Source organism: Metabacillus malikii, assembly GCF_030813355.1.
GTDB classification, from domain to species: Bacteria; Bacillota; Bacilli; order Bacillales; family Bacillaceae; genus Metabacillus; species Metabacillus malikii.
Map to the genome: position 1 here is coordinate 1 of NZ_JAUSUD010000052.1, position 7997 is coordinate 7997.

Consider the following 7997-nt stretch of genomic DNA (forward strand, 5'->3'; position numbering starts at 1 on the left):
GCCATTTGACTCTGAAATAACTTCGACTGCAGTACCTTTCGACAACGATGTTAACACAGGTGCACTCGTCGTTGCCCCTGAACGCATGTTTAATGTCCCATTTGTGACTGATACGTATTTGGTTGTTCGTGAAGTTGAAGAAGTAGTCGTCGGTTTAGCAACAGCACTTACACTACTTTTCTCCTGTGTAGCAGTTAAGTACTTAGTGCTAACATACCCCTCCTTACCTAATACTTTAACTTTCGACCAGCCATTTGTCTCAGAAATGACTTCAACAGCAGTTCCTTTTGTCAGGGATGTTAATACACTTGCACTCGTTGACGCTTCCGACCTCATATTTAATTTACCACTTGAAACGGATACAAATTTCGTTATCTTTTTGCTAGCATTAACTATTGTTTTCTCTTTAGTATGTTCCGACAAATATCTTGTGCTTACATACCCTTCTTTCCCATTAACCTTTACTTTTGACCAACCATTATTCTCAGTGTAAACAATTACTTCAGTCCCTTTTATAAGGGTCGCGATTACGTTAGCTGTTGTCGAGGCTTGCTGTCTTAGATTCAAAAATCCTTCCTCGATGTTAACGTACTTTACAGTAGTGATGTAGGAATTTTCACTCTCTACCGCCTTATTTTGCGTTGCCAGTACAGTTTCTTCAAACGCAACAGTTGATAAAACTGCAAAACAAACACTAGGTAATAATGCCCTTTTCATATGCCCCTCCTAATAATCTATATGATCGAAGTTAAATATAGACCTATTAACCTATTAAATATATTTTTGAAAATTTTACGAAAAATAATAGGATAAAAGTATTGAATAATCTCATATTATCATAGATTAGGATCGGATATGCCGAAAGTTGTACAAATTAGGATAAATTATCTAATTTATTTACAAATTACTACATTAATAGTCGAAAAAGCTGCGGTTTTTAAGTAAATTGTCGTACTAGCAATATGATATTTTACCATTTCATTGTCATACTCAAATACTTTTGGTTAATAAACGTCAATGAATAGCATCACTCAACTGTAAAACCAAACTAAAATATGTGTATATTGTCTTGTGAATTTTCCTGACTAAACTTTCATAAAAGCAAAATATAACTTTTATCCTAGTACCCCTTCCCGTTATTCTACATGTATACACTCTTGAATCCTATTAAACTTTCACTAATTGAGCGACAACGTTCGATAGGGGGAGAAGCTTATCTAGACTGTAAACAGTTTCCAATCAATTCAAAAATATTCGCTAATATTTTATTGTTACAAATGTGTTTAATCTTTTGATGTGAGTACAATTCAAAAATAATAAAAAAAAGCAATGACAAATCAGAGAAACTACTCTCTTCCTTATCATTACTTTATAAATGATTATTGATTATTTTTCTTTAAACGTTGTCTTTGTTCATATAACTGGTCTAATTGTTCAATAAACTGCTCATCAAACTGCGTAATCAGCTGCTCCGATAATTGTTTAGATAACTTCGGACTGGCACCGCCAGTTGATATCGACAAAGTTAGCCTACCTTTTTTAACTGTTTTTGGTACTGTTACATTACCATTCTCTGCATTACTAGCATTATTAATGAGCTGGTATTCATTAATATTTTTTGCTAGCCAATCATTTATTGATGGATCATTTGTTGCAGCCACAATTAGAAAGGCATGTTTCACATCATTAAGGTCTACTTTCTTTTTGACCCATTTTATAAGGTTTAATCGCTGTAAATCTTCAATTTCCTTGACAGCTGTTGGACTAACTACTGTAATTAGTGCACCTTCGTTAAGAAATAAACATAAACGTCGATATGCAATACTACCACCACCGACAATAACGACCTCACGTTCATTAACATCAATATGTAGGGGGATCATTTCTTAAACTCCCTTTTGAAAGAGATATTCATCGCCATCATTACGGATTGCATCATTAACACGCTTAGTAAATAGTTCTAATAAAATTGGATGTGGTCCTAGGTAAGAACAGACATGTACTTGACGTTCTTTCCATTCATATTTTTTTATCGTATGGTCAATTTCTTGTTTCAACAACCCTGTAAAAATTAAATATGGAATAATAAATATCTTTGGTTCATTAGTTTGATATATTTCCTCAATAACTTGTTCAAACTTTGGTGTTGCTGCAGTTAGAAAACATGTCCTCACTTCTTTAATACTAGAATCGCGTTTTAGAAGGCTCGATATTTCAATTAAATCATTGACAGCATCCATATCACTACTACCCCGTCCTACTAGTATTGCAATTGAGGATGCATCAACATTAGATTGGTCATTCATCTTATCAATCAACATCGTTGCTAAACTTTCGTCAACCCCTATTGGCTTACCATAAGTTACAGTAATAGCAGGATACAAGGAACATATTTTCGTTATTTCTTCAGGGATGTCATGCTTCGCATGAGCTGCTGTCAATAAGAGCAATGGCACAACCGTAATATGAGTTGCACCTTTTTCTACACATGTTTCAAAGCCAATTTTAATTGATGGTTCTGCCAATTCCAAAAAACACACCTCTTGAATCGGTGCGTCAATTGTCGGGATTACCTTATTGATAAATTGTATTGCTTCTTCTCGAGCTTTCGGTACTCTACTACCATGACAAACATATAATACAGCTTGTTTCATATTGATAGAACCTCACCTTGGGATTTTATCTCTTCCCCGATTTCTTCATACCAACTAAGATTTTTTCTCAGGCTTACTACCTCTCCGACGATAATTATACTCGGGTTTGTTATATTCTTTTTCTGCACTAATTCATTTATATTTTCTAGTGTACCAGTAACCGTTTTTTGTTGCATTGTCGTGCCCCATTGAATAACCGCAACAGGTGTCGCAGGTAGCTTCCCGTATTTAATAAGCATTTCCTTTATAAAGAGAAGATTACTCACACCCATGTAAATAACAAGTGTATCAATCCCTTTAGCTAATGCATCCCACTTTATCGTATCCTCTTCGGTATTACTGCGATGACCTGTAACAAATGCAACACTACCGCTTAATTCCCGATGTGTTACAGGAATACCAGCATATGATGATGCTGCAATTCCTGATGTAACACCTGGTACTATTTCAAAGGGGATTTGATTAATAGCTAAGGCTTCTGCTTCTTCACCACCACGACCAAATACGAAAGGGTCGCCACCTTTTAGACGTACAACTATTTTACCCATATTAGCATATTTTACAAGGAAGTGATTGATTGTTTCTTGTTTCATTGTATGGTATTTCGGTAATTTGCCACAGTATACTTTTTCACATTCCTTTTTAGCATACTTTAAAATATCCTTATTCACTAACCTATCATAAAGTATGACATCAGCCTTTTGTATGCACTTTAGAGCTTTAATCGTTAATAATTCACAGTCTCCAGGTCCTGCGCCTACAAGAAAAACCTTCGCTATCTTCATCTCCCCCTTTCTCGCTTAAATATCAATATAACACTTTTCTATCAATCCATTATGCTGTTTTCGTAAACATTGATGCTTTTAACTTATCGTTAGGGTTTGTCTCCTCTTGAAGCACTCACGGGTAGAGGGATAGGTGGTGTGACTCACAGCTCCTTGTGCTACCTGTTAACAAACTTCAGGTCACCTCTAGTTTGTACGTCGATGGGCAAGCCTACGCTTTTCGAACTGCTCAGCGTAAACGCCTGCTCACGTCTCACCTCCCCCACGCATCCCGCAGGAGTCTCGCAACCAGCTCCAACAAACCTTAAAAAAGGCTAGTGCAACTTTTAGAAAAGAGCCTTTTGAAAAAAGACATCCATTAAGATACTTCTATGTCAATTAACCCTTTTGATTGAAGGAAATTCACAATCTGTTTAACTGATTCTTCTACTGATTGTGTTTCAGTATCAACAACGATAGCTGGATTTTCCGGCTCTTCATAAGGAGAGTCAATGCCTGTAAAATGCTTTATTTCATTATTTCTCGCCTTTTTATATAATCCCTTAGGGTCACGTACTTCACATTGGTCTAAAGAACATTTAACATAAACTTCAAAAAATTCATTATCAGATAATATATCTTTAACTTGTTGACGATCTTCCCGAAATGGAGAGATAAATGCTGTTAATACAATTTGACCACTATCAACGAATAGTTTTGATACTTCACCAATTCGACGAATATTTTCTTTCCGGTCTTCATCGGTAAATCCTAAATCACGATTTAAACCATGTCTAATATTATCCCCATCTAGTACGTACGTTTGAACATTTGCTTCAAATAAATATCTAGCTAATGCATTTGCAAGTGTTGACTTTCCTGAACCAGATAGTCCCGTAAACCAAAGGACATAGCTTTGATAGTTATTTTTGCTTCTTCGTTCCTCTTTCGTTACAGATGTATCGTGCCATACAATATTACTAGCCGCCATTATTCCCTTACCCCTTTATTAGTTATTCGCTGTCTCTTTCATGCCTTTAATTAATACTTCTACAACTTCTTTACGACTAAACGTGCTTGGTGGCAATTCTCCATTTCTTAGCATCGCACGAACTTTCGTACCTGATAAGATAACACGATCTTCTTTACCATGTGGGCAAGTTTTTGATGAAGCCATAGCCTCACATTTTGTGCAATAAAAGCTATGTTCAAAAAATAATGGTGTTATTCCAAGCTCATCAGCTGTAAAGTTAGAGAAGATTTTTTGAGCATCGTAAGTTCCATAATAATCGCCTACGCCAGCATGGTCGCGTCCAACGATAAAATGAGTACATCCGTAATTTTTGCGAACCATAGCATGGAATATTGCTTCACGCGGGCCTGCATAACGCATTGCAGCCGGGAATACTGCAAGATGTACACGGTCTTTCGGATAGTAATTGTCTAATAATACTTCATAGCTTTCCATACGGATGTGAGCTGGAATGTCGTCAGACTTTGTTTCACCAACTAGAGGATTTAAAAATAAACCATCCACAGTTTCTAGGGCTGTCTTTTGGATATATTCATGGGCTCTATGAACTGGATTACGAGTTTGGAACCCGACAATTGTTTTCCAATTTAGTTCTGCAAATCTTGCTCTTGTTTCTTTAGGGTCAAAATAATAATCGGCAAATTTCTTTTCCGGGCGTTTTACGAGGGATATTTCACCACCGATATATACATTGCCCCGTTCGAACATTTTTTTAACACCTGGATGGGCAAGCTCATCTGTCCGATATACATTTATCGCTTCCTTTTGTTTGTCAGGAGTAAAAATATCGGATATTGTTAGTGTTCCGTATGTAACTTCATTAGCTACAAGTCGGATTTCATCACCTACTGACAATGTTTCAGCCTTTTCCTCAGAGACTGGTAATGTAATAGGGATACTCCATACTGTTCCATTAGCTAATTTCATATTTTCAACCACAGATTCATAATCTTTTTGCGTGAAAAAACCTTCAATTGGACTATATGCACCAATTGCAATTAACTCTAAATCACTTAATGCAATTGCGTCTAGCTCAACTTCTTTTTTAATATGTGTAACGTCTGCACCTAATGCTAATTTTTGTATCAATGTTCCACCATGTGGTAATAAACTCATCTGTTAATCCTCCAATTTTATCATCATTATTTCATTTACATGGTAATAGAAATATAGGGGGACCCTATATTCCACCACCTTCTTCATGTACTGTGCGCTTTTCCTGTTTACTTGCTCGCATCAAATAGATGGCACCAATTGTAGCAAGAAACAGACTTGCCAGAACTACAATTGAATAAATATCATTTTCTATTAATAATTTGACTAGAAAATATGACATTGTTAAGGATATTAGTGGTGATATTAACCAAACCATCAACATATTTTTTACTATTTTCTTTTGGAACGTAATTTTCGAACCATTTTTCGCCATTCCGATACCTAGAATGGATGATGTGGTAATCTGTGTTAGTGGTACTGGTATACCGAAGATTGAAGCAATCGTTACAAGTGTTGCTCCTGTACCAGATATCATAATTCCTTCAATTTTAGAAAAACTTGTAATTTTCTTCCCATTTGTTTCTAGAACGCGACGTCCTAACAATAAGGCACCTATCGCAACAAATATGCCCCCGTATAATGTTCCTTTCGAAACCGTCAAAATATTCGCACTCACTAATGGCCCTACTGCATTAGCTACGTTATTCATTCCAGCGGAAAATGCTTCAAAAAATCCGGCAAAAATCAATAAATACGTCACAATTTTTCCTTCAAACGAATATTTTTCCTCTAATTTTAAAAATTTTAGTAGTTTAATAAATATATAGGCAATTCCAAATGCAATAATTGGAATAATAAACCAAAACATAACAATCCATAGTAAATTATTCACAAATAACACTTGATGTGCAATCCCAACCCCCACTACAGAGCCAACTGTAACTTCACTTGTAGAAAGGGGAATACCTAAAATATTTGCTAAAAAGAGTGAAAAAGTAGCTGAAAAAAGGATGATAACAACAATTTTTATCGAGATAAGCGAAGTTGGAATGATACCAGAGCTTATCGTTTTGACAACTTCTCCTCCACCAATAACTGCTCCTAATATAATACCTAACGCACATAGAAGTAGTGCATTTCTAGGGCGTAATATCGCCCCAGAACCATATGCTACACCCATTGAAGCAGCCGCACCACTTGCACCTATATTCATGGCAAAAAAGAAGCTGACAACAATTGCAATTATCTCTAACATCGATTTATCCCCCTATTGATGGAGGCCACATTCTGTTTTCATTTGCCCAGACCATCTACCTGACCGTAAATCATTTTCATCATAAGCAGGCTTTGTGCAATGAAAACAACCGATGCTTGGATATCCTCTATCATGTAAAGGATTATAGATTAAATCATTTTTATGAACATAACGCCATACGTCTTTCCAAGTCCAATGAATTAGTGGGCAAATCTTTACTGAATGAAAGCGATCATCCTTATTGATAAAGTTTACATTTCTTCTAGTCTCTGATTGTTCTCGTCTTAATCCAGAAATCCAAGCTGCTGCACCTTGTAATGTCTCGTTAAGTGGGACTATTTTTCGAATATTACAGCATTGATTTGGATTTGTTTCCCATAACTTATCTCCATATTGCTCTGCTTGCTCCTCAAGGGTAAGTTCAGGTTTTTTTAATTCAATGTTAAGCGATGGATACTTTTCCTTTACTTTATCAATTAATTCATACGTTTCTTTAAAGTGGACATCTGTATCAAGAAAGACTATTTTCGCATCTGGTTTTACTTTTGAGATTAAATCAATAAGCACGATTCCTTCTATCCCAAAACTACATGCATAGACCACCTCTTCACCATAGTGGTTATATGCCCATTCTAATGTATTAAGAGCCCCTTTGTATTTTTCATCGACCTCAAAATTTTCGCTAGCTTCTGTCCAATTATTATAAGTTAGCATTTTATCACCTCTTTCTCACTATATGCACCATGTTGAAAAACCATTTATTCATAGGTTAATAGTCGGAATTGTACGTAAAAATAAAGTATGTAATCAATTCCATTTTTGTCACAAATTTAGATAACTTTTAATTAACAAAATCCTTTCTATTCGTACTTAATTTGATTATTTTTGAAATTGTGCTATTGATTCAAAATTTTATCATAATTCAGCAAAATGTCAACCCGAGTTTTTCTATCGGATTAATTTTTTTAAATGGTTTTTTATTGTTAATCATGCTGAACTTATTGGTTTTATATTAATACTCAACTTTCGCACACTGAAATAGGCAGGTAGACCTTGATGTAATTAGGTAAGCCTGCAATCCAGTGTTGTAGTTGACATTGAATTAATTTTTGTATCTTTTTGTTGCTTTCTTTTAGGACATCATGAAGAAGCTCGAGTAACTGCCCTAGTGCGACAACCCAATCGAGATCACTAATTTCTTCGCAAAGATCATAAAATAAACCACCTAATGTCCGTTGGTCTGTGCTACAACGGTTCTGCCAAGAGAGGACAATATATCTAGTAAAGACAATTGT

The 7997-nt window shown here is 35.6% G+C and carries 8 protein-coding genes and 1 pseudogene; all 9 read right to left on the reverse strand.

All coding sequences use genetic code 11. The annotated features are described in order from the left end of the window. On the reverse strand, nucleotides 1–717 hold a 717-nt coding region (locus J2S19_RS23420), incomplete at its 3' end, for an SH3 domain-containing protein (RefSeq protein WP_307347262.1). 662 nt (nucleotides 718–1379) lie between these two features. Continuing rightward, nucleotides 1380–1883, reverse strand: a complete 504-nt coding sequence (locus J2S19_RS23425) for an NAD(P)-dependent oxidoreductase (protein ID WP_307347265.1) — start codon at nucleotides 1881–1883, stop codon at nucleotides 1380–1382. A gap of 3 nt (nucleotides 1884–1886) precedes the next feature. Continuing rightward, nucleotides 1887–2654, reverse strand: a complete 768-nt coding sequence (locus tag J2S19_RS23430) for a sirohydrochlorin chelatase (protein ID WP_307347268.1) — start codon at nucleotides 2652–2654, stop codon at nucleotides 1887–1889. Continuing rightward, nucleotides 2651–3433 carry a uroporphyrinogen-III C-methyltransferase gene (cobA, locus tag J2S19_RS23435; RefSeq protein ID WP_307347280.1) on the reverse strand — a complete coding sequence of 261 codons (783 nt, stop codon included), beginning with the start codon at nucleotides 3431–3433 and terminating at the stop codon, nucleotides 2651–2653. Before cobA ends, J2S19_RS23430 begins: the two co-directional genes overlap by 4 nt. Before the next feature lie 364 nt (nucleotides 3434–3797). Beyond that, on the reverse strand, nucleotides 3798–4409 hold the full coding sequence (gene cysC, locus J2S19_RS23440; RefSeq protein ID WP_307347271.1) for an adenylyl-sulfate kinase: 612 nt from the start codon (nucleotides 4407–4409) through the stop codon (nucleotides 3798–3800). Between the two features lie 18 nt (nucleotides 4410–4427). Beyond that, complete coding sequence (sat, locus tag J2S19_RS23445; RefSeq protein ID WP_307347273.1) at nucleotides 4428–5567, reverse strand: sulfate adenylyltransferase; 1140 nt, start codon at nucleotides 5565–5567, stop codon at nucleotides 4428–4430. A 64-nt stretch (nucleotides 5568–5631) separates the two neighbouring features. Then, nucleotides 5632–6702, reverse strand: coding sequence for a sulfate permease (cysP, locus tag J2S19_RS23450; RefSeq protein WP_307347276.1), 1071 nt, complete (start codon nucleotides 6700–6702; stop codon nucleotides 5632–5634). A 12-nt stretch (nucleotides 6703–6714) separates the two neighbouring features. Next, a complete protein-coding gene (locus tag J2S19_RS23455; RefSeq protein WP_307347278.1) occupies nucleotides 6715–7416 on the reverse strand; it encodes a phosphoadenylyl-sulfate reductase in 702 nt (233 codons plus the stop codon). A 305-nt stretch (nucleotides 7417–7721) separates the two neighbouring features. Next, nucleotides 7722–7997: pseudogene (locus tag J2S19_RS23460) on the reverse strand (IS4 family transposase); the annotation flags it as partial.

Coding starts and splice junctions, on each gene's coding strand:
- sat (WP_307347273.1), bottom strand. CDS start 5,567: ATGAGTTTATTACCACATGGTGGAACATTGATACAAAAATTAGCATTA.
- cysP (WP_307347276.1), bottom strand. CDS start 6,702: ATGTTAGAGATAATTGCAATTGTTGTCAGCTTCTTTTTTGCCATGAAT.
- J2S19_RS23455 (WP_307347278.1), bottom strand. CDS start 7,416: ATGCTAACTTATAATAATTGGACAGAAGCTAGCGAAAATTTTGAGGTC.
- J2S19_RS23425 (WP_307347265.1), bottom strand. CDS start 1,883: ATGATCCCCCTACATATTGATGTTAATGAACGTGAGGTCGTTATTGTC.
- J2S19_RS23430 (WP_307347268.1), bottom strand. CDS start 2,654: ATGAAACAAGCTGTATTATATGTTTGTCATGGTAGTAGAGTACCGAAA.
- cysC (WP_307347271.1), bottom strand. CDS start 4,409: ATGGCGGCTAGTAATATTGTATGGCACGATACATCTGTAACGAAAGAG.